Raw genomic sequence first — 18,609 nt, 5'->3', positions numbered from 1 at the left:
GGGCCCGCCGAATACGGCGGGCCCCACATGTTTGTATGAGTCAGCTTTCCTTCAGCCGCACCATGCCCTGCTGGGCGACGGAGGCTGCGAGTTCGCCCTTCTGGTTGTAGATCCGACCAATGCCCAGGCCCCGCCCGCCATCGGAAGACGGGGAGGACATGTCGAACAGCAGCCAGCCGGTCACGTCGACGTGCGAGTGCCACCACATGGCGTGATCGAGGCTGGCAATCCGCAGGCGCGGATCAGCCCATGTGAGACCGTGAACGCGCAAGCTCGGTTCAAGCATCGCGAAGTCACTGGCATAGGCCAGGATCGCGGCGGTCGCAGCACGGCTGTCTATGCCTGTAAACGGCTCCTTCAGACGCGCCCAGAAGCGGTTGATGGGTTCGGGTGAGCCGAGAAAGCCCGCGTGAATGTCGGGCGAAATGGGGCGGATGTCGAAAGGCCGCTGCATGAGCCATTCCCGCATCCGCTCAGCTCGGGTGAAGCGGGTGATATCAAGCTTTCCGAGGATTTTCTCCAGGCTCGGCAGCGCTTCGGGGTGGGGGAGAGCCTGCGGCATGGGCTCGCGGTGCTCAAGGCCTGGCTGCACTTTTTGAAACGAGGAGATTCCCGACAGGATCGGCATGCCCTTTTGGTAGGCCTGGACTCGCCTGGCTGAGAAAGAACCGCCATCACGCAGATCCTCAACGCCGATTGTCGTTTCTTCGTCGACGGCACCGGCCCGCAGGAAGTAGCCGTGGAAGGAGTGGATGGGGCGGTCGTCATCGACGGTGGCCGAGGCTGCCATAACGCACTGAGCGAGGACCTGCCCGCCGAAAAGCCTGCCGTCCGGTTTGGGCTGATTCCACACCCGGAATCCGAACTCTTCACCGCCGGCGGGAGGATCTGTGAGCTTTTCGAGCTCGATGATCTTTTCGAGAACATTCTTGTCGCTGGTGTCGGCCATGCTGCTCCTTCTTACGTACCTTGGCTCAGGATACGCAGAAAACTCTCGTTGTGGCCCGCATCTGACACGCGTTGAGTTCAGTCATGCGAAGATGGCGGCATGACCGAACTTCACAATCCACTCATCGACGGCCCCTTTACGCGAACGCTCGTGGAGCTGCGTTGGGGTGATATGGACGCCTACGGGCACGTCAACAACGTGACTCAGCTGAAGCTGTTGGAAGAGGCGCGTGTCAAAGCGTTCGGCTCTCCGACTGCGGCACGCGATGTCATTCCCGGTGAGCTGCCCGGCGGTGAGCGCACGGATGCTTTCGGTCTTGTCATGCCGCCGGTATTCCGTGAGGCTTCTGCCGACGTGCAGATCCTGGTGTCCGGTCACGCGATTGACTACCGCGACCCCATCCCGTACAGGGACGGTCCGATCGCAATTGATGTGTGCATCGTCAAGATCACGCCGGTCATCATCAAGGTCGGCTATGTGATTCTCGAACCGGATGCTTCGAAGGTCTATTCGGTCGCTGAATCTGATCTTGTCTTCGTAGACGGGGAAACCGGCCGCGCGCGCCGTTTGCGTGATGACGAACAGGCGGCTTTCGCCGACTGCGCCGTCGGTCCGCTTCCGCTCAAGCGGAGGTGAGCGTGGAACAGCCGGCGTTTGAACTGCAGGCGGAAGCCGACGCTGCCGATCTGCGGCAGTTCACTGCGCGTATGCAGCGTGTCGATTCCGGTGCTGCACTGCGGCTGACCGGAGTGGGGGATGTTCTGGTCGTCTCCGGTGCTCCTCTGTACCCCAAGGGCCTTGGCGACGAACTTCCGCTGGTCATTGCGATGCGCGCTCTGCGTCTGCGCTCGGCATCTGCCGACGGGGTCGATGCGGTGGTTCCGGTTTCCGGGCTGACCGACCGCTTTGCCCGTATGGGCCGCACCGGGGGACTGGACCTCAGTGTTCCCCCTGCCGAGGTGAGGATGCCGTGGGCGGCCGTGACTCCACCTCGTGCGGGGTGGGAGGCGGCAGCGCAGCTGCCGGTTCAGCAGCTGCGGGAAGCAGCCGTTGAGGGAATTGCCGCTGTTGCGGAAGCCTCACCTTCTGGTGCGGGAGCGCTGGCCGTGGACAAGGTTCGCCGGATGGTGTGGTCGCGTCCGCTGCCCGGCTGTGAGACTGCTCCGCTGGGGGCAGCTTTCGGCCTCGATGCGGCTGGCTTTGCCGTCGGAGAAACCGCGATGGTCTACCGCAGCGGTCCGTGGCTGCGCTTTGCGACACCTGCGGGGTTCATCATCACCCGCTCAATCGAGGCAGGCTGAAAACCCTGCCGGTGCAATCAGAGCAGCCGGCGGCTGGGATCGATTCGGTGCTCGTCTGAGTCTTCGTCCGGTGTGTTGAGCATGGCTGTGGCGGCACGCTCAAAGTAGTCCCACATGAGGCTGTCGTACATGGGCGGCAGGTTCAGCTGGTCAAGGGCGTGGCGCATGTGCTTGAGCCAGTGTTCGCGTGATTTCGGCGTGACGGGGAAGGGCGCGTGGCGCATGCGCAGGCGCGGGTGCCCGCGCTCTTCCTGATAGGTGGTGGGGCCGCCGAAGTACTGTTCGAGGAACGTCTGCAGGCGGTGCTTGGCTCCTTCGAGTTCGTGGCCCTCCGGGTACATGGCGATGAGGTAGTCGTCCTGTGCCACGCCGTCGTAGAAGGTGTCGACAAGGGTGGTGAAAGCTTCGTGTCCGCCGACCATGTCGAAAACGCTGGCGGGGCGCTCATAACCGTTTGTCATGCCGTCATTGTCTCCTATGTGCTTCAGCAGTGGGTCAGGCCGTCGTTTAGGCCGCCTGGTTCAGCTGCTCGAGGCGTGTGAACCGTCGTCGGCATCGGCTCCGGTCGCAGCCGGTGGTGCCTGACCCGGTGTCTCCTTGATGACCATCTGGTCAGGCAGGGCGATGGCGACCCCGGCCTTGTCGAACTCAGACTTGAGGCAGGACCGGAAGGCTCGGGCAATAGCCCACTGTTCGTTGGGGAGGGTTTTGATGAACACGCGGATGGTTGTCGACGAGCCGGTCAGTTCCTGAATGCCGATGATCTCCGGGTCTTCCATGATGACGGACGCGCGGTTCGGGTCACTCATGAGCTGGGTGATGGCGCGGGTGATGATGTCGGTCGCAGTGTTCTGGTTGATGTCGACGGGTACGGGTACATCGACAACGGCCCGCGACCAGCCCTGTGACTGGTTGCCCACGCGCAGGATTTCTCCATTCGGCACGTGCCACAGGGTGCCCTCGACGTCGCGGATGCGGGTGGTGCGCAGGCCAACCTCTTCGACGGTGCCGATTGCCTCGCCCAAGTCGACTGTGTCGCCGATGCCGTACTGGTCTTCAACCACGATGAAGAATCCCGACAGGTAGTCGCGCACGAGTGACTGTGCACCGAAGCCCAGCGCGATACCCGCCACACCGGCCGAGGCCAGGATCGGCGCCGGGTTGATGCCGACCTCCTGCAGGACCATGAGTCCCGCGATTGCCGCCACGATGATGGTTGCGAATGACGACAGCAGGGAGCCGACTGTGTTGGCTCTCTGTGCGCGTCGTGCCCGTGAAACGGGGTCGGAACGGGTTCCGTCGTCGTAGTGTCGGCGTTTGTTCGCAGCGGTCGTGCCGTCAGCGATCTTCCGTGCGAACTTGCCGATCATGCGGCGCAGAATCAGGGACGCAATAACCGCAAACACCACGATGAGCGCAATGCGCAGCGGAGTGCCCAGAAGGGCGGTCCACCACGCCGGATCGGATGCGGTTTCAGCGATTTCGCCGATCGTGTCGGTTGGTGCCGGCGAAGGGGTCGAATCAGCAGATGTCAATACAGTCATACGCCCTCAAGTGTAGGAAGTGAACATCAGAGGGAGCACAAGGAACGCTGGCCGTGCGCTTCGCGTGCGGTCATGGATGTTCGCTGCGGCGCTGGACCGCCAACGCCCTCCGTGCTCGGTCGAGGTTCTCCACCATTGTTCGCTGCAGTCCGCGGTTGGCCTCCCGGTGTTCCTCCAGCCACTGTTCGGCCATGGCGACTGTCGCTTCGGTCGCGGGCGGGAAAAGCCACAGGGTGAGCGTCTGTGCGATCTCAAGGGTTTGTGTGTCCCACCAGCTTTCAGCCCGGGCGAAGTATTCGGCCGCAAAGTCGTCGAATGGAGCCTCTGCCGTGATGAGCGAGCCGTCAGATTTCTGCAGTCCGGAGGCGAAGCCGCGAGCGGTTGCCGAGAGTACGGCGTTGGGCAGGCCGCTGTCTTCCGTCAGAGCTCTGAAAGCGGCTGTTTTTGCCGCCGGGGTGGGAATCGAAGCTTCGGCACGTGCGGCACTGCGCTGACCGGCGGCGGTGTTATCAGCTTGGAGCGTGCGCTCGATGTCGTCTTCGCCAGCGCGGTTGTGACCGGCCAGGGCTGTCAGCATGTGCCAGCGCAGTTCGTCGTCGAGCTTCTGACCTTCCGGCAGCGGCTGTTCTCCGCTGAGCAGCTGGGCGAGAAGCCGCAGCTGATCGTCTGACTTAGCGAAGCTGACAAAACCGCGGAGGAACTGGAACTGTTGGTCGCTTCCCTCCGGGGCGGAGCCGGCGGCAGCCCACAGCGCCTCGGCAGTGCGTTCGGCGGCAGTGTCCCGCAGGGCCGGGGGAGTGTAGGAGAACACGGCTGTTTCCAACTGCCGCAGGTGCGTCTGCAGACCAGTCGAATGTACGAGGTGCTCAAGGTTGTCGCAGACCAGGGAAATGTAGTCCGTCACTGGGATCTCGGCATCGCGGGCCATGTCCCATACGGAACCCAACACGACAAGCTGCGTCAGCGAATCATTGAGGTCGCCGAAATGCGTGCGCACAGTCTTCAAACCGCGTTCATCCAAGCGGACCTTCGCATAGGTCAGATCCCCGTCATTGACGACGATGAGGTCAGGCACCGGTGTGTCCTCATCGACCGGCACCTCGGCCGCCTCACCATCAACATCGATTTCGTGCAGAGCAGTCCGCTTAAGCCGCCCCTCGAGAACCGAGTACAGACCAACCCCCAGACGGTGCGGGCGGAGGCTCGGCACCTCGTGACCGGGCAGAACACAGGGCTGCTGCACCACAGTGAGTTCTGTCAGCAGACCGTCCTCCTCGTACTGCGGACGGAGGATGTTGACACCGCTCTCCTGAATCCACAGTCGAGTCCAACGCTGAAGATCACGGCCCGAAGCAGCCTCGAGCTCTGTCAGAAGATCAGCCAGACGGGTGTTCGACCAGGCGTGCTTGTCGAAATACGACTTCACGCCCCGGAAGAAGTTCTCGCGGCCGACATAGGCCACCAGCTGCTTGAGCACCGAAGCGCCCTTGGCGTAGGTGATTCCATCGAAGTTCGTTTCGATGTCCACAAGATCGCCCATACCGGCTGCAATCGGGTGAGTGCTCGGCAGCTGGTCCTGGGCGTACGCCCACGACTTCTCAGACGCAGCGAAGGTTGCCCAGGCTTCAGAGAACTCAGTGGCCTCAGCAGTGGCCAGCGTGGACATGAACTCGGCAAAGGACTCATTCAGCCACAGATCGTCCCACCACTTCATCGTGACGAGGTCCCCGAACCACATGTGGGCCAGCTCGTGCAGGATCGTGACCGCACGACGCTCCACGGCCGCTTCGGTGGGGCGGGAGCGGAAGACGTAGTCCTCCACAATCGTCACCGCACCGGCGTTCTCCATTGCTCCGGCGTTGAACTCGGGAACAAACAGCTGATCGTATTTCGCAAAGGGGTACGGGGTATCGAAGAGCTCTTCGAAGAAGACAAAGCCCCTCTTGGTGATGTCGAAGATGTTCTCCGGGTCCAGGTGATCAAACAGGGAAGCGCGCGCATACACGCCAAGCGGCACCGTCGAACCGTCGGAGCTGACCAGCTCATCGTGAACACTGCGGTAGGGGCCCGCAACAAGCGCGGTGATGTAACTCGAAATGCGCGGTGTGGGAGCAAAGCGCCACGACTTCAGGCCCTGCCCGTCAAGACCGAGAACCTCAGCATCGGCGCCCGGCTCAGCAGGTGCGGGAGTGGGGGAGTTCGACACCACGTCCCAGTGTTCGGGAGCAACGACCGCAAAAGAGAAGTCCGCCTTGAGATCCGGCTGCTCAAACACAGCGAAGACACGGCGGGCATCCGGAACCTCGAACTGGGTGTAGAGATACACCTCGTCATCCACGGGGTCCGTGAACCGGTGCAGACCTTCACCGGTGTTCATGTAGAAGAATTCAGCATCGACAGTCAGAACATTGTCTGCGGCAAGGTCGTTCAGGACAATACGGCCCGGACGGCACGCTTCATCCGGATCAACAGCACGGCCGTTGAGAGTGATGGAGTGGACAGAATCGACAATGGCATCAATGAAAGTCGACGAACCAGCCTGAGCAGAGAAGCGCACAGTCGTGACAGACCGGAACGTTTCACCCTTCCCGGTCAGCCCCAGCAGGACTTCATAGGAATCCACGCTGACAATCTCAGCGCGTTCAGCGGTTTCAGCTTCGGTCAGGTTGTACTGTGCCACGTCGCGTCCTCTTCAGGTAGTCGAACTGAGCTCATTCTCAGGTGAACTGAACTCATTCTTCCACGGTGGGGAAGCACAGGCTGAAAACCGGACCGCCAGGCAAGAACACTGAGCTGAAAGAGCAAGGCGAAAGTCGGTAGGCTGAGGGCATGCGAATTCACTTGGGAACAGACCACGCCGGCTACGAGTTCAAAGAAGCCCTGAAAACACACCTGCAGAACCGGGGTTTCGACGTCGTCGACCACGGAGCACTGGAATACGACGCACTCGATGACTACCCCCAGTTCTGCATTGATGCAGCCCAGGGCGTTGTTGACGACCGCCGCGATGGAAAAGACTCCCTCGGCGTTGTCATCGGCGGTTCCGGCAACGGCGAGCAGATTGCGGCAAACAAGGTTCAGGACGCTCGCTGCGCTTTGGCCTGGAACGAAGAAATCGCCCGACTGGCACGCCAGCACAACGACGCCTGGCTCGTGTCGATCGGCGCTCGCCAGCACCCGCAAGACCAGGCGATTGCGATTGTCGACGCGTTCATTGACGAACCGTTCTCGGAAGACGAACGCCACGTGCGCCGCATCGGCATCATCTCGGACTTCGACAGCAAGCGCTGAAGCTGAGATGCTCAGGCGGTGAAGCGGCACTAGCGGGTGCTTCAACTGCTCTGGCGCCGTGAACCGCACGGTATGAACAGTTAAGGCCCGAACCAACCGGTTCGGGCCTTGTGCTGTCGGGATGACAGGATTTGAACCTGCGACCCTCTGCTCCCAAAGCAGATGCGCTACCAAGCTGCGCCACATCCCGGACTGCTTCATACTAGCCCTTTGCCGCCAGAAAGGCACTTCGACCCGAGCGCATGTCGCGCTGACCCCGTCGATTTTGCAGATCGGGGAACTGTGCTTTAAAGTAGAGAAGCGCTTCGCGCGGGGATGTAGCTCAATGGTAGAGCCTCAGTCTTCCAAACTGATAGTGCGGGTTCGATTCCCGTCATCCCCTCGGTTCAAATCTCGGGACACTGTTTGCGCAGTGTCCCGAGATTTTTTTGTGTGCACGGTAGGCACGCGGGAACACAGTTGTCGAGGTGGTGTTCATCACGTTGTTTACCGTTCAGTACACTGCCGGTCATGCACGTTGAGAACAAACCGCAGGGCCCTGCCGCGGTGAAACGAAAAGCGGTATCCCGAACGGCTGCCCGGCCGACATTCTTTGAAGTCCTCCCGCCCTCGGTATTGGCTGCGGTTGGCGGTTTGGCCGCCGTCTGGATTCTGGGACAGGTGACGGGTCACCCGATCAATGCGGTCGTGTTCGCGATCCTCGTGATGGTCACCCTGTGCCTTGTGAAGGTTCCGGTCATCATCGCTTTGGTGTCTTCAGCCATTCTCGGCGGCCTCCAGGCGGGGCTGAGCATGGAAGAGACCCTTGCGGGCTTCAATGACAACCTGCTCTCCGGCGCTCAGGTGGGTCTGACCTACGTCATGATCGGCGCCCTGGCAGTAGCTCTGTCCCGTTCCGGTCTTCTTGAGCTCTTCGCCCAGTGGGTGGCAAAGAAGACCACCGCGGAAGAGCGTGCAGTGAGTCAGGGTGCAAAGTGGGGGCTGTTCGGCCTGTTCGCCGGCGCGGCAGTGCTCAGCCAAAACCTCGTTCCCGTGCACATCGCGTTCATCCCCATCCTGCTCCCGCCGCTCTTGGGCGTCCTCAACCGACTGCGCATCGACCGCCGCGCCGTTGCTGTTGTCCTCGCATGCTCCATGAGTGCCAGCTACCTTCTGCTGCCCACAGGCTTCGGCGCCATCTACCTCAACGAAATTCTGCTGACCAACGTCAATGAGTTCGGCGCCCCGCGCGGGCTCACTGCAACCCCTGATATGGCGTGGAGAGCGATGTTCTGGCCCGTCATGGGTCTGGCAGCGGGAATGCTGACCGCTGTTCTCTTCAGCTACCGCAAACCCCGCGACTACCCTCAGCTGCCGCAGACAGACCAGCTTTCTGCTGCGCGGGGGAGCGCTGGATCAGAGAACGCTGTGTCGCTGCGCCCGTTCCAGCTGATCATGACGCTCATTGCCGTAGCTGCAGCACTCGTCTTCCAGATCGCCTTCGATTCCCTGCTCGTGGGTGGGATGATCGGCTTCCTCATCCTGACTCTTGCTGGAGTTTTCCGGTGGAGGGAACAGGACGATGTCTTCACCCAGGGTGTGCTCATGATGAGCCACATCGCCATCATCATCACGGTTGCCTCCGGCTTTGCAGGACTGTTGAACGCAACTGGTGAGATCGACCCGCTGATTGCCGCAGTCGGCGGGTTCATCGGCGACAACACGGCACTCGGTGTTTTCCTCATGCTGTTCGTGGGCCTGTTCATCACGATCGGCTTCGGCGATTCGTTCGCGAGCGTGCCGATCCTCGCCCCGATCTACATTCCGCTGGCACTGGAAATGGGTCTCGACCCGCTGGCTGCTGTCTGCCTGCTCGGAGCCTCAGCGGGTCTGGGTGATGCCGGCTCTCCCGCTTCGACCATTTCCCTCGGTGTGACGTCCGGACTCGCCGCCGATGGGCATCACGACCATATTCGCGACACCGTCATCCCAACGTTCCTGCACTGCAATATCGGCATGCTGCTGTTCGCGGGGATAGCGGTGCTCATGCTGTAGAGATGTCTGGTTTCAGGACATCGTGCACCCCTGCGGCTGCGAATCGGCCTGCGGATTGTCTTACGCCTTTGTTCCATTGATGTGTAGGGCCATCGTTCCAATCCACATCCAGACGGCCAGACACTCTCTAGCCGGATTCTGCGCCTTAGCAACAACTGCTAACGGGAGTTTCTGCTGCTAAAGGGAGTCTCCCTGCGGCTAAAGCGTGGATTTGCTGCTAACGGGTGTGGGGAGGCGGAATCGCCAGCCATCCAGCAGCCCCGCTGGCAAAAGGCAATCCGCTGCTTCCACACGGAACTGACTGCGCCCGCAACAGAAAAGGCGTGGGGCCGTCAGTCTGGCTGACGGCCCCACGCCTTTGTTCAATTGGTGTTGACTCCTCAGTCAGTCACCAATCAGTCATCGTTGGGTTCGGTGCTGGACGATTCGTCCGGTTCGTCCATGCCCCACACCTTCTTGTAGAAGTCGGCCGAACGAGCCAGCGTCAGCTCTGCATAGGCGTCGTCGTTCAGAGCCTGCGCGGAGTCCTGTGGAACAGTCGGGGAGAAGAGCGACACTCCTACACCAGCCTGGCGATCCTTGACTTCAAGTCCGGCGACCTCCAGCATCGTCGGCAGCATGTTGAGCTGGTCAGCGCCGGAGCGCAGTTCGCCGAGTGGCAGTTTGCCGTCCTTGGTGCCCGGCATCCAGATGCGGTTGAACACCGAACGGTCGGTCTTGTCGTCCAGCTGTTCGTGGTAGACGTTCCAATCAGCCATGTGCTTCAGATGGTCGCCCATGACGACAACGGACGTGTCTTCGAGGATTCCCTCATCGTCCATGTGCTTGACGAAATCGCCGACAGCCTCCGAGGAGCACAGCCACACAGATGCGAGTTCATCGTCTTCTGTGCGCAGCGGGCAGTCGTGGTAACGGTGAATGGGTTCGTGGGAGTCCAGTGTGAGCACCGTCAGGTTGAACGGGTTTCCAGTCTCAGAGGATTCACGGTGGAGAGCGGAGACTTCATCCTTGGCGTGCTCCATCAGACGGCGGTCGCTCAGGCCCCAGTCGGGACGCATGTCCTCTTCCTTTTCGCCAAGAGACTGCCAGTGGGGAAGGTCCTTGACTTCGTCGTAGCCGTGCGTGCGCAAGAAGGAGCCCTTGGATGCGAACTCTGCGTTGGCCCCGCCGAGGAAGACGTTCTTGTAGCCGTTTTCCTTCAAGATGTCGCCAAAGCAGTCCACGCCGGGCATGAAGTCGGCGACAGCGAGGTTGTTCATGACCTTGTCGCCTGTCGCGGAGCCCTTGCCCTTGAGCGGAATGCCGCACTGTGTGGAGGTGATGCCAGACATGGTCCAACCGCCGCCGCTGTACTGCTTGTAGTTTTCGGCTTCGGCCCAGCCCTCGGTGGCGTCTTCCATGGGCTCAAGCATGTTGACTTCGAAAAGCGAATCGTCGGCGAGGTCGTCTTCAGCTGACTCGACGTAGACAACCACGATGTTGCGAGCATCCTTATTGCCCACAACCACCGGTTCGCGGTAGTAGTCGCCGATGTTCATGGAGCTGCTGACCGACTTGATGTAGGTGGGCAGCTGAACTGCCGAAGAGAACGAGGTCGAACCAGTGATGACGGTTCCCGCAATGAGCGCAACGATGAAGGTGGAGGCCATTCCGCGCAGGGCGGCGCGGCGAATGCGGCGACGTGCAGCCGAAAGGCGCAGTCGCGCCGACATCCGGTAGCGGATCCACAGCTGGCGGCCGACGAACAGCAGGGCGGTGATCGCCAGCGGGACAACCGCAACCCACAGCACGGTGATCCACACGAAGCCGCCGCCTTGACCGGCGCCGGCGATGTTCGTCAGCATCTGGTCGACAGTGATCTGTCCCCACTGCTTGCGGATGAAGATTCCGGAGATGAGCAGTGCGACGCTGAGGAAAATAAGCGTCCACAGAAAAGCGGCACCGATCGCTTTGAGAATTCGGTGCTTTGCGGTGGTTTTTGATCCCTTCACGTCTTCGCCTCTGAATCAGTCGGTTCTTCGGTTTTCGGAATGAGGAAGCGCGCGCACGGGAAAGCGGGCGCAGAGTTAGACATCCAATTATAGCCTGATGTTAACTTCTGCGCCTTTGTGGGTTCACACAGGAAAGGGTCTGCTGGCCGCGGATCAGCCGCGCCGGTGCGGCCCGGTGTGCATTCTGCAGGCCGAACACATTAGGATAGAGCGCTGTGTGTCGTCAGCACAGTCGCGCATGTCTGAGGAAGTTGCCCTTCGGCGTGTCGGCACTCTGGCGACGTTCCCGTTAGTCAATTTGAAGAGGTAGACAGTGAAGAGCTCCGTCGAACGCATTGAACCCACTCGGGTGAAGCTCAGCATCGAAGCGCCTTACGCCGATCTCAAGCCGAGCGTCGACGAGGCATACAAAGAGATCGCAAAGCAGATCGCCGTTCCCGGCTTCCGCCGCGGCAAAGTCCCCGCGCGCATCATCGACCAGCGTGTCGGTCGCGCTGCTGTCATCCAGGAGGCTGTCAACAACAGCCTCGACGGTTTCTTCCGCCAGGCAATTGCCGACAACGACATCCAGCCCCTGGGCACCCCGGAAATCGAAGACCTCGAAATGCCGGGCCTTGACGGCAAGGAAGAAGGCGACCTCACCTTCACCGTTGAAGTCGACGCCGTGCCGGAATTCGAACTGCCCGAATACTCGAGCCTCGAAGTCGAAGTCGAGCCGCTCGAAGTCACGGATGAAGACGTCGAAAAGGAACTCGATGACCTGCGCAGCCGCTTCGGTTCGCTCAAGTCCGTTGACCGTCCTGCAAAGAAGGACGACTTCGTCACCCTCGACCTGACCGCGAAGATCGACGACGAAGAGATCGACTCGGCTTCTGACATTTCGTACCAGGTGGGTGCAGGCACCATGCTCGACGGCATGGACGAAGCCCTCGAAGGCCTGTCGGCTGACGAAGAGACCACCTTCGAAACGAAGCTCGCAGGTGGGGAGCACGAAGGCGAAGACGCTCAGGTGACCATCAAGCTCACCGCCGTCAAGGAACGCGAACTGCCCGAAGCTGACGACGACTTCGCCCAGCTTGCCTCCGAGTTCGACACGATTGACGAACTCAAGGAAGACCTCAAGACCCAGGCCAAGTCCAACAAGGAACTGCAGCAGGGTGTCGAGGCTCGCGACAAGGTTCTCGAACTGCTCATTGAGAAGCTCGACCTGCCCGTCCCGTCGCGCGTTGTTGAAGAGGAAGTCAAGCGCCACCTCGAAGGCGAAGGCCGCGAAGACGACGAAGAGCACGGTGCAGAGGTCCGCGAGCAGACCGAAAAGCAGCTGCGCGCGCAGTTCATTCTGGACAAGGTGCAGGCGAAGGAAGAGATCGAGGTCACCCAGCCCGAACTCATCGAGTACATCATCACCTCCGCTCAGCAGTACGGCATGAACCCTAACGACTTCGCGCAGGCACTGGACCAGTCCGGTCAGGTCGGCGCTGTCGCCGGTGAAGTCGGCCGCCGCAAGGCTCTCGCTGCTGTTCTCGCCGAAGCAGTCGTCAAGGACACCAACGGTGAGGTCATCGACATGACCGCGTTCACCACCGGTTCGGAAGAAGCAGAGGAAGCCGAAGACGAAGCTTCGGAAGACTGATTCTTCCCCTGCGAAAGCAGGCTGAGCAGACGAGGCGGAGGTTACCTCCGCCTCGTCTGCTTTTGTTTTGGGCCACCCCGGAAGAGCAGCGACCCCGCCCGAACCCTCAGTGCAGAGCACCCTGGGCCGCTCCTTTGGCCGAGCAGGTTTTCACGCTCATGGCGAACAACCGGCAGGGGTGGATTAAAAGTCGGGCTTTGCCGGTTAGGGTCAAGAGAAATCAACCCACAGGAGAAACTTGTGAGCAAACACGAACTGACCACGCCGGTCGCCTCTGAGGGCACGGCGGGCATGGGTTTGGATGACCACATCTTCAACCGCCTGCTGAAAGAGCGGATCATCTGGCTCGGCTCGGAAGTCCGCGACTCCAACGCCAACCGCATCTGCGCCCAGATGATGCTGCTTGCCGCGGAAGACCCCGACCGTGACATCTGGCTGTACATCAATTCGCCGGGCGGTTCCGTCACGGCGGGCATGGCCATCTACGACACCATGCAGTACATCAAGCCCGACGTGGGCACCGTCGCAATGGGCATGGCCGCCTCCATGGGCCAGTTCCTGCTGTCCTCGGGTGCTAAGGGCAAGCGCTTTGCCACCCCGCACGCGCGCATCCTCATGCACCAGCCGCTCGGCGGCATCGGCGGCACCGCCACGGATATCAAGATCCAGGCGGAGCTCATCCTGCACATGAAGAAGCAGATGGCCGAACTGACAGCCGAGCAGACCGGCAAGTCGCTCGAGCAGATCCTCAGGGACAACGACCGCGACCACTGGTTCACCGCAGACGAGGCCCTGGACTACGGCTTCATCGACAAGGTCGTCACCCACGCCGCTGACGTGCCGGACGGCCGCTGAACCGCATTCCCAAGGAGGACAAATGGCTGATCTCTACACCGGCGGTGCCGGATACTACGGCGGAACCGCCGGCAACATGCCGAACTCGCGGTACGTCATGCCCCAGTTCGAAGAGCGCACCCCCTACGGCTTCAAGCGGCAGGACCCGTACACCAAGCTGTTTGACGACCGCGTGATCTTCCTCGGCGTTCAGGTGGACGACACCTCGGCCGATGACGTCATGGCACAGCTCCTGGTGCTGGAAGCGCAGGACCCCGACCGCGACATCACGCTGTACATCAACTCGCCCGGCGGTTCATTCACCGCGCTGACGGCCATCTACGACACGATGCAGTACATCAAGCCGCAAATCCAGACCGTCTGCCTGGGACAGGCGGCCTCTGCTGCCGCCGTTCTGCTGGCTGCCGGCACCCCCGGCAAGCGCCTTGCACTGCCGAACGCTCGTGTTCTCATCCACCAGCCCGCCATGCAGGGCGGCGGACAGGGACAGGCCTCGGACATCGAAATCCAGGCCAACGAGGTCCTGCGCATGCGCGCATGGCTGGAAAACACTCTGGCCAAGCACACCGGGCAGGACGCAGCAAAGGTCAACACCGACATCGAACGCGACCTGTTCCTCACGGCCGAAGAGGCCAAGGAATACGGCCTGGTCGACCAGGTGCTCACCTCGCGCAAGGGCGTCAACTGACACAGTCAGTCTGAGCACGCACCCCAGTGCATCGAAGGGCCGTCGGAACACTCCGGCGGCCCTTTGCAGTGGGCGTCTGTGGCCCAGCGCATCGGGTCTCAAGCAGACACGCGACAGAAGTCAACGCGCATGTCAGCCCAGTGTGAAAGACTCGGCTAAGTACAGAAATCTGATCTTCCCGGCTGACCCGGGTGCGAAAGGCAGTGTGAATGGCTCGCAGCAGTGAGGGCGCAGAGCTCCTCAAGTGCAACTTCTGCGGCAAATCGCAGAAGCAGGTCCGCAAGCTCATCGCCGGGCCAGGCGTCTACATCTGCGACGAATGCATTGGCCTGTGCAACGAGATCATCGAAGAAGAGCTCGGTCAGCCCGACGCTCCTGCGGAGAAGCTCGAACTTCCCAAACCGCAGGAAATCTACAGCCACCTGGATGAGTACGTCGTCGGCCAAGATGCCGCTAAGCGGTCACTGGCTGTTGCCGTCTACAACCACTACAAGCGGATCAACGCTTTGGAAGACGGCAAGGGCAAAGACGACGGCGTGGAGATCGCCAAGTCGAACATCCTGATGGTGGGGCCCACCGGTTCCGGCAAAACCTACCTGGCGCAGACGCTTGCGCGCATGCTCAACGTCCCGTTTGCAGTTGCCGACGCCACGGCTCTGACGGAAGCCGGCTATGTCGGCGAGGACGTCGAAAACATACTTCTTAAGCTCATCCAAGCGGCTGACTTCGATGTTGAGCGGGCGCAGAAGGGCATTATCTACATCGACGAAATCGACAAGATTTCGCGCAAGTCAGAAAACCCATCGATCACCCGCGATGTTTCCGGTGAGGGCGTCCAGCAGGCCCTGCTGAAGATCCTCGAAGGAACTGTCGCCTCTGTTCCTCCGCAGGGAGGGCGCAAGCACCCCCAGCAGGACTTCATTCAAATCGACACGACGAACGTCCTGTTCATCGTCGCCGGTGCTTTCGCCGGGATGGAGGAAATCGTGGCGGCACGCAAGGGCCGACACGGGGTGGGCTTTGGAGCGCCGATCCACTCCAAGGACGACGAAATCGATCTGTACGCAGAAATGCAGCCGGAAGACCTGCTGAAGTTTGGTCTCATCCCGGAGTTCATTGGCCGTCTGCCCGTGCTGACCGCTGTCGGCGACCTCGACCGCGAATCTCTCGTCACCATCCTTTCCGAGCCGAAGAACGCTCTCGTCAAGCAGTATCAGGCGATGTTCGCCTACGACGGCGTCGAACTCGAGTTCTCGCGCGAAGCTCTGGAGTCCATTGCGGATCTCGCTCTTCTGCGGGGGACGGGCGCGCGAGGACTGCGCTCCATCATGGAAGAAGTCCTGCAGCCGGTCATGTTCGACCTTCCCAGCCGCGATGACATCGCCAAGGTGCTTGTGACCCGCGAAACCGTAGAGGAAAACGCGGCACCAACGCTGGTTCCGCACAAGCAGACGGGCCAACAGCGCAAGAAGACCGCGTAACCGCGTTTATCGCCTGCGCAGCTGATCGCCCGCGGGCTTAAAGCCCGCAAATGCAAGAGCGCGCCGCTTCAAGCGGCGCGCTCTGTGCTTTCAGAAGCTGTTACTTTTTGTCTTCGGTCGGTGCGAACTCGACATCGGCAACACGCGGGCCTTCCGCCTCCGCGTCGACGTCAAGAACGAGCTCAGTTACCCTGCCGGCGGCCTGCAGGTCGCTCTGTGCGGCCGCGATCGTGTCAATATCAGCCTGCGATGCGCGCAGCGTGGCTTTCACGACCTCGGTGCGCTGGGACACCTTGGCCTCGGTCTTGGTCCGGCGGATCTCTGAGAGCGCCTGTGACACCGTTTCGAGGAACTCAGCCGGGACATCCTGTGCCGGAATGCTGCCGGCGGCAGGCCATGCCTGCGCGTGGACGGAGCCTTCCTGCCACCAGCTCCACACCTCTTCCGTCACAAACGGCATGAAGGGCGCAAATAGGCGCAGCGATGTTTCCAGAGCTGTTGCCAGGGTGACGTGCGCTGACAGCTGCTGTTCTTCGCCGGCCGCACCGTAGGAGCGGTCCTTGATGAGCTCAACGTAGTCATCCGTGAACTCCCAGAAGAAGGACTCGGCCTCCATGAGGGCGTGAGCGTAGTCGTAGTCCTCGAAGAACTTGCCGGCCTTTTCGACGGTTGTCGACAGGGCCGTCAGCAGGGCTTTGTCCAGCGGGTTGATGACAGCGTCGAGCTGACCCACGTGGCCCGCGTGGACACCCTGAGCCAGGGCGAACTTCGAGGCGTTGAGGATCTTCATGGCCAAGCGGCGACCGATCTGCATCTGGGACACGTCGTAGGCGGTGTCAACGCCCAAGCGTGCAGAGGATGCCCAGTAGCGAACAGCGTCAGGGCCGAATCCCGGCTTGTTTTCCGCCAGGATGTCCGAGGGCACAACAACGTTGCCCTTCGACTTCGACATCTTCTTGCGGTCGGGGTCGAGGATCCAGCCGGACAGGGCGGTGTGCGACCACGGAACGGAGTTGTTGAGCGCATTGGCGCGCACAACCGTGGAGAACAGCCACGTGCGGATGATGTCGTGGCCCTGCGGACGCAGGTCGAATGGGAAGACCTTGCTGAAGAGGTCGTCGTCGGTGCTCCAGCCGCCGACGATCTGCGGGGTCAGCGAGGACGTGGCCCACGTGTCGAGAACGTCCGGTTCGCCCATGAAGCCGCCGGGCTGGTTGCGCTGGTCAGCGGTGAAGCCGTCAGGCGTGTCCTGCAGCGGGTCGACCGGCAGGGACTCCGAACTGGGGACAATCGGGTTGTCGTAGTCGGGGTTGCCCTCGGCATCGAGGCGGTACCACAGCGGGATGGGCACACCGAAGTAGCGCTGACGGGACACCAGCCAGTCGCCGTTGAGGCCTTCGACCCAGTTTTCGTAGCGGGCTCGCATGAAGCCCGGCAGCCACTGAAGTTCGCGGCCGCGCGCGATGAGGTCGTCGCGCAGCTCGGCTGAACGACCGCCGTTGCGGATGTACCACTGGCGGCTGGTGACGACTTCGAGCGGCTTTTCGCCGCGCTCGTAGAACGGCACGGGGTGGGTGATCGGCTGCGGAGGTTCGATGAGGTCGCCGGACTCTTCGAGCAGTTCGACGATCGTCTTGCGCGCCGTGAAGGTCGTCATACCGGCGAGCTTCTGGTACTGCTCGGCAGCGTCGGCCTTGGCAGACCCCGAAATCCACTCGGGGGTTTCCAGTTCGAGGCGGCCGGCGCGGTTGACCACGGCGCGCAGCGGCAGTTCGAGTTCGCGCCACCAAGTGACGTCGGTGAGGTCACCGAACGTACACACCATCGCAATGCCGGTGCCCTTGTCCGACTGGGCGAGTTCGTGGGCGCGGACTTCGACTTCGACACCGAAGATGGGCGACACGTACTTCGTGCCGAACTTGCCCTGGTAGCGCTCGTCATCCGGGTGGGCGACGAGCGCGACCACGGCGGGGATGAGTTCGGGACGTGACGTGAGAATGACAATCGGCTCTGCCGCGGTGTCTGCAAGGCCGTCGGATCCCGCGGGGAAGAACGTCACCTTGTGGTAGGCGCCTTCGCGTTCGCGGTCTTCGAGTTCAGCCTGGGCGACGGCGGTGCCGAAGGTGACGTCCCACATGGTGGGGGCATCCTGCGAGTAGGCCTGGCCGCGGGAGAGCTCATCGAGAAACGCCCTCTGCGAGACTTCGCGGGAATGATCGTCGATCGTCCGGTAGGAGTGCTTCCAGTCGACCGAGAGCCCGACCTTGCGGAAGAGGTCTTCGAAGATCTTTTCGTCTTCGCCGGACAGTTCGAGGCACAGTTCGATGAACTTCTGGCGCGATACGTGCTTGAAGTCGCGCGGGTTGCGCGGGACCTTGGTGGGCAGTTCGAAGTCGTCGCCCTCGTACGGCAGGGACGGGTCGCAGGTGACGCCATAGTAGTTCTGCACGCGGCGTTCTGTGGGCAGGCCGTTGTCGTCCCAGCCCAGCGGGTAGAAGACGTTTTTGCCGGTCATCCGCTTGTAGCGGGCCAGGACGTCCGTCTGGGTGTAGGAGAAGACGTGGCCGACGTGCAGTGATCCCGACGCCGTCGGCGGGGGAGTGTCGATCGAGTAGACCTCGTCGCGCGTTGTGTCGCGGTCAAAGGCGTATGTTTGCTCTTCCGTCCAGCGTGCGTCCCACTTTTCCTGGAGACCTTCGAGGGCGGGCTTGTCAGGCAGATGCACCGAGTCATGTGTGCGAGAACCAAAATCCATAGCGTCATTGTCCCAGACTGCGGCGGGGAGGAAAGCCGGGGCGTGTTCCGGCCCGGTTTCCGGGGCACGAGGCGGAGCTCGTCTTTG

The 18,609-nt window shown here is 61.5% G+C and carries 14 protein-coding genes and 2 tRNA genes; 9 read left to right on the top strand and 7 right to left on the bottom strand.

Annotation, left to right across the window (positions count from 1 at the left end; all coding sequences use genetic code 11):
- Nucleotides 1-40: 40 nt before the first annotated feature.
- Nucleotides 41-949, bottom strand: a complete 909-nt coding sequence (locus tag Bravens_RS06895; RefSeq protein WP_062021686.1) for an acyl-CoA thioesterase — start codon at nt 947-949, stop codon at nt 41-43.
- Nucleotides 950-1,048: 99 nt separating this feature from the next.
- On the opposite strand from Bravens_RS06895, the gene Bravens_RS06890 reads away from it, so the two are divergent.
- Complete coding sequence (locus Bravens_RS06890) at nt 1,049-1,585, top strand: acyl-CoA thioesterase (RefSeq protein ID WP_062021683.1); 537 nt, start codon at nt 1,049-1,051, stop codon at nt 1,583-1,585.
- A 2-nt stretch (nt 1,586-1,587) separates the two neighbouring features.
- Complete coding sequence (locus Bravens_RS06885) at nt 1,588-2,250, top strand: DUF8185 domain-containing protein (protein ID WP_062021680.1); 663 nt, start codon at nt 1,588-1,590, stop codon at nt 2,248-2,250.
- A 17-nt stretch (nt 2,251-2,267) separates the two neighbouring features.
- Here Bravens_RS06885 and Bravens_RS06880 read toward each other — a convergent pair whose 3' ends face one another.
- The 3 genes from Bravens_RS06880 to pepN form a co-directional block, all read right to left on the bottom strand.
- Nucleotides 2,268-2,711, bottom strand: a complete 444-nt coding sequence (locus Bravens_RS06880; RefSeq protein ID WP_019175413.1) for a globin — start codon at nt 2,709-2,711, stop codon at nt 2,268-2,270.
- Between the two features lie 60 nt (nt 2,712-2,771).
- Nucleotides 2,772-3,794 (bottom strand): mechanosensitive ion channel family protein, encoded by a 1,023-nt coding sequence (locus tag Bravens_RS06875; RefSeq protein ID WP_062021677.1) that lies wholly within the window; start codon nt 3,792-3,794, stop codon nt 2,772-2,774.
- A gap of 70 nt (nt 3,795-3,864) precedes the next feature.
- Nucleotides 3,865-6,474 carry an aminopeptidase N gene (pepN, locus tag Bravens_RS06870; protein WP_062021674.1) on the bottom strand — a complete coding sequence of 870 codons (2,610 nt, stop codon included), beginning with the start codon at nt 6,472-6,474 and terminating at the stop codon, nt 3,865-3,867.
- A gap of 149 nt (nt 6,475-6,623) precedes the next feature.
- Here pepN and Bravens_RS06865 point away from each other — a divergent pair, with 149 nt between their 5' ends.
- Nucleotides 6,624-7,085 (top strand): ribose-5-phosphate isomerase, encoded by a 462-nt coding sequence (locus tag Bravens_RS06865; protein ID WP_062021672.1) that lies wholly within the window; start codon nt 6,624-6,626, stop codon nt 7,083-7,085.
- Nucleotides 7,086-7,201: 116 nt separating this feature from the next.
- Here the strand turns inward: Bravens_RS06865 and Bravens_RS06860 are convergent.
- Nucleotides 7,202-7,275, bottom strand: a tRNA-Pro gene (locus Bravens_RS06860).
- A 121-nt stretch (nt 7,276-7,396) separates the two neighbouring features.
- Here Bravens_RS06860 and Bravens_RS06855 point away from each other — a divergent pair.
- Both Bravens_RS06855 and Bravens_RS06850 read left to right on the top strand, forming a co-directional pair.
- Nucleotides 7,397-7,467 (top strand) — tRNA-Gly (locus tag Bravens_RS06855).
- 128 nt (nt 7,468-7,595) lie between these two features.
- Nucleotides 7,596-9,119 carry a Na+/H+ antiporter family protein gene (locus Bravens_RS06850; protein ID WP_244878134.1) on the top strand — a complete coding sequence of 508 codons (1,524 nt, stop codon included), beginning with the start codon at nt 7,596-7,598 and terminating at the stop codon, nt 9,117-9,119.
- A gap of 395 nt (nt 9,120-9,514) precedes the next feature.
- Here Bravens_RS06850 and Bravens_RS06845 read toward each other — a convergent pair whose 3' ends face one another.
- Nucleotides 9,515-11,110: an LTA synthase family protein gene (locus tag Bravens_RS06845; RefSeq protein WP_062021666.1), complete on the bottom strand. Its 1,596-nt coding sequence runs from the start codon at nt 11,108-11,110 to the stop codon at nt 9,515-9,517.
- 313 nt (nt 11,111-11,423) lie between these two features.
- On the opposite strand from Bravens_RS06845, the gene tig reads away from it, so the two are divergent.
- The 4 genes from tig (at nt 11,424) to clpX (ending at nt 15,767) form a co-directional block, all read left to right on the top strand.
- The gene (tig, locus tag Bravens_RS06840; RefSeq protein WP_062021663.1) at nt 11,424-12,743 is read left to right on the top strand and encodes a trigger factor; all 1,320 of its coding nucleotides are present in this window, start codon (nt 11,424-11,426) and stop codon (nt 12,741-12,743) included.
- Nucleotides 12,744-12,983: 240 nt separating this feature from the next.
- A complete protein-coding gene (locus Bravens_RS06835) occupies nt 12,984-13,598 on the top strand; it encodes an ATP-dependent Clp protease proteolytic subunit (protein ID WP_157452716.1) in 615 nt (204 codons plus the stop codon).
- Nucleotides 13,599-13,620: 22 nt separating this feature from the next.
- The gene (locus Bravens_RS06830; RefSeq protein WP_062021661.1) at nt 13,621-14,286 is read left to right on the top strand and encodes an ATP-dependent Clp protease proteolytic subunit; all 666 of its coding nucleotides are present in this window, start codon (nt 13,621-13,623) and stop codon (nt 14,284-14,286) included.
- Nucleotides 14,287-14,495: 209 nt separating this feature from the next.
- Entirely contained in the window at nt 14,496-15,767 is a 1,272-nt protein-coding gene (gene clpX / locus Bravens_RS06825) for an ATP-dependent Clp protease ATP-binding subunit ClpX (RefSeq protein WP_062021658.1), read from the top strand.
- A gap of 100 nt (nt 15,768-15,867) precedes the next feature.
- Here clpX and valS read toward each other — a convergent pair whose 3' ends face one another.
- Nucleotides 15,868-18,522 carry a valine--tRNA ligase gene (valS, locus tag Bravens_RS06820; RefSeq protein ID WP_062021656.1) on the bottom strand — a complete coding sequence of 885 codons (2,655 nt, stop codon included), beginning with the start codon at nt 18,520-18,522 and terminating at the stop codon, nt 15,868-15,870.
- Nucleotides 18,523-18,609 lie beyond the last annotated feature (87 nt).

Source organism: Brevibacterium ravenspurgense (assembly GCF_001584615.1).
Lineage (GTDB): Bacteria > Actinomycetota > Actinomycetes > Actinomycetales > Brevibacteriaceae > Brevibacterium > Brevibacterium ravenspurgense.
Note: the sequence above shows the minus strand (reverse complement) of the source record. Positions and strands in the feature narration are given on the sequence as shown.

Bases quoted from the DNA above. Each gene is read 5' to 3' on its own strand.
- clpX (WP_062021658.1), top strand. From the start codon at position 14,496: ATGGCTCGCAGCAGTGAGGGCGCAGAGCTCCTCAAGTGCAACTTCTGC.
- valS (WP_062021656.1), bottom strand. From the start codon at position 18,522: ATGGATTTTGGTTCTCGCACACATGACTCGGTGCATCTGCCTGACAAG.
- Bravens_RS06850 (WP_244878134.1), top strand. From the start codon at position 7,596: ATGCACGTTGAGAACAAACCGCAGGGCCCTGCCGCGGTGAAACGAAAA.
- Bravens_RS06880 (WP_019175413.1), bottom strand. From the start codon at position 2,711: ATGACAAACGGTTATGAGCGCCCCGCCAGCGTTTTCGACATGGTCGGC.
- Bravens_RS06830 (WP_062021661.1), top strand. From the start codon at position 13,621: ATGGCTGATCTCTACACCGGCGGTGCCGGATACTACGGCGGAACCGCC.
- Bravens_RS06895 (WP_062021686.1), bottom strand. From the start codon at position 949: ATGGCCGACACCAGCGACAAGAATGTTCTCGAAAAGATCATCGAGCTC.
- Bravens_RS06890 (WP_062021683.1), top strand. From the start codon at position 1,049: ATGACCGAACTTCACAATCCACTCATCGACGGCCCCTTTACGCGAACG.
- Bravens_RS06875 (WP_062021677.1), bottom strand. From the start codon at position 3,794: ATGACTGTATTGACATCTGCTGATTCGACCCCTTCGCCGGCACCAACC.
- Bravens_RS06865 (WP_062021672.1), top strand. From the start codon at position 6,624: ATGCGAATTCACTTGGGAACAGACCACGCCGGCTACGAGTTCAAAGAA.